Annotated in this window: 1 tRNA gene and 2 rRNA genes (1 of these 3 cut by a window edge); all 3 read left to right on the top strand. The window is 54.2% G+C overall.

From position 1 onward, the window contains the following. Positions 1-1940: ribosomal RNA gene (locus LJE98_RS20040) — 23S ribosomal RNA — on the top strand; it begins 858 nt to the left of the window's first position. Positions 1941-2077: 137 nt separating this feature from the next. Next, a 5S ribosomal RNA gene (gene rrf, locus LJE98_RS20035) occupies positions 2078-2192 on the top strand. A 219-nt stretch (positions 2193-2411) separates the two neighbouring features. Then, positions 2412-2488: transfer RNA gene (locus LJE98_RS20030), tRNA-Met, on the top strand. Positions 2489-2500 lie beyond the last annotated feature (12 nt).

The raw sequence follows: 2500 nt of genomic DNA, 5'->3' as shown, positions 1-2500 counted from the left end.
TCTATTTAGGTAGAGCGTCGACCGAATACCCCAGGGGGTAGAGCACTGGATGGGCTATGGGGACTCACCGTCTTACTGATCCTAACCAAACTCCGAATACCTGGGAGTACTAGTCGGCAGACACACGGCGGGTGCTAACGTCCGTCGTGAAGAGGGCAACAACCCTGACCTCCAGCTAAGGTCCCCAAGTCATGGCTAAGTGGGAAAGGATGTGAGGATCCCAAAACAACCAGGATGTTGGCTTAGAAGCAGCCATCATTTAAAGAAAGCGTAACAGCTCACTGGTCTAAATAAGGGTCTTTGCGCCGAAAATGTAACGGGGCTAAAGCCATGCACCGAAGCTGAGGATGTGGATTTATCCACGTGGTAGCGGAGCGTTCCGTAAGCCTGTGAAGGGGTACCCGTGAGGGGCCCTGGAGGTATCGGAAGTGCGAATGTTGACATGAGTAACGATAAAGGGGGTGAGAGACCCCCTCGCCGAAAGACCAAGGGTTCCTGCTTAAAGTTAATCTGAGCAGGGTTAGCCGGCCCCTAAGGCGAGGCAGAAATGCGTAGTCGATGGGAACCACGTTAATATTCGTGGGCCTGGTGGTAGTGACGGATTGCGTAACTCGTTCAGACTTATTGGATTGTCTGGGCGGGGAAGCGGTTCCAGGAAATAGCTCCACCGTATAGACCGTACCCGAAACCGACACAGGTGGTCAGGTAGAGTATACCAAGGCGCTTGAGAGAACTATGTTGAAGGAACTCGGCAAATTGCACGCGTAACTTCGGAAGAAGCGTGACCCCTTTATACGCAAGTATGATGGGGTGGCACAGACCAGGGGGTAGCGACTGTTTATCAAAAACACAGGGCTCTGCGAAGTCGCAAGACGACGTATAGGGTCTGACGCCTGCCCGGTGCTGGAAGGTTAAGAGGAGAGGTGCAAGCTTTGAATCGAAGCCCCAGTAAACGGCGGCCGTAACTATAACGGTCCTAAGGTAGCGAAATTCCTTGTCGGGTAAGTTCCGACCTGCACGAATGGCGTAACGACTTCCCCGCTGTCTCCAACATAGACTCAGTGAAATTGAATTCCCCGTGAAGATGCGGGGTTCCTGCGGTCAGACGGAAAGACCCCGTGCACCTTTACTATAGCTTTACACTGGCATTCGTGTCGGCATGTGTAGGATAGGTGGTAGGCTTTGAAGCGGGGACGCCAGTTTCCGTGGAGCCATCCTTGAAATACCACCCTTATCGTCATGGATGTCTAACCGCGGTCCGTCATCCGGATCCGGGACAGTGTATGGTGGGTAGTTTGACTGGGGCGGTCGCCTCCGAAAGAGTAACGGAGGCGCGCGATGGTGGGCTCAGACCGGTCGGAAATCGGTCGTCGAGTGCAATGGCATAAGCCCGCCTGACTGCGAGACTGACAAGTCGAGCAGAGACGAAAGTCGGTCATAGTGATCCGGTGGTCCCGTGTGGAAGGGCCATCGCTCAACGGATAAAAGGTACGCCGGGGATAACAGGCTGATGACCCCCAAGAGTCCATATCGACGGGGTTGTTTGGCACCTCGATGTCGGCTCATCGCATCCTGGGGCTGGAGCAGGTCCCAAGGGTTTGGCTGTTCGCCAATTAAAGCGGTACGTGAGCTGGGTTCAGAACGTCGTGAGACAGTTCGGTCCCTATCTGCCGTGGGTGTAGGAATATTGACAGGATCTGTCCCTAGTACGAGAGGACCGGGATGGACATATCTCTGGTGGACCTGTTGTCGTGCCAACGGCATAGCAGGGTAGCTATATATGGAATGGATAACCGCTGAAGGCATCTAAGCGGGAAACCAACCTGAAAACGAGTATTCCCTATCAGGGCCGTGGAAGACTACCACGTTGATAGGACGGGTGTGGAAGCTCAGTAATGAGTGAAGCTTACCGTTACTAATAGCCCGATTGGCTTGATCGTTCTCATTGACCATGCTCATCGGCCCGGAAAAACCGGGCGATGATGCCAAATACGTGTTCATCAAAAAGAGGTTCTCGCGATAAACCGCATGCGGTTTGCGACCTCACCAGCTTCTCAACAACATTGCCCTTAGCCGACCTGGTGGTCATGGCGGGGTGGCCGCACCCGTTCCCATTCCGAACACGGCCGTGAAACGCCCCAGCGCCAATGGTACTTCGTCTCAAGACGCGGGAGAGTAGGTCGCTGCCAGGTCTGCTAAAGGCAATGTTGTCCGGTTCGAATTCGAACCTGAAAATCTTCTCAAATCACGCATTCGGCCCTGCCGGAATCCAAGGGCCGCTGAAAGCGGCCCTTTTTGCTTGGTACAATGCCGAAAAGGGCGCAAATCCCCTCGGATTTGCACCGGTAGAGACGCAAACTCTTACGAGTTTGCTCTGTCGCGATAAATCCCTCCGGGATTTACGCTGGTAACGCGGGGTGGAGCAGCCCGGTAGCTCGTCAGGCTCATAACCTGAAGGCCGCAGGTTCAAATCCTGCCCCCGCAACCAATGTGACTTGTA

The sequence above is a fragment of the Rhizobium sp. 'Codium 1' genome, assembly GCF_020889605.1.
In the GTDB taxonomy this organism is placed as follows: domain Bacteria; phylum Pseudomonadota; class Alphaproteobacteria; order Rhizobiales; family Rhizobiaceae; genus Allorhizobium; species Allorhizobium algae.
Note: the sequence above shows the minus strand (reverse complement) of the source record. Positions and strands in the feature narration are given on the sequence as shown.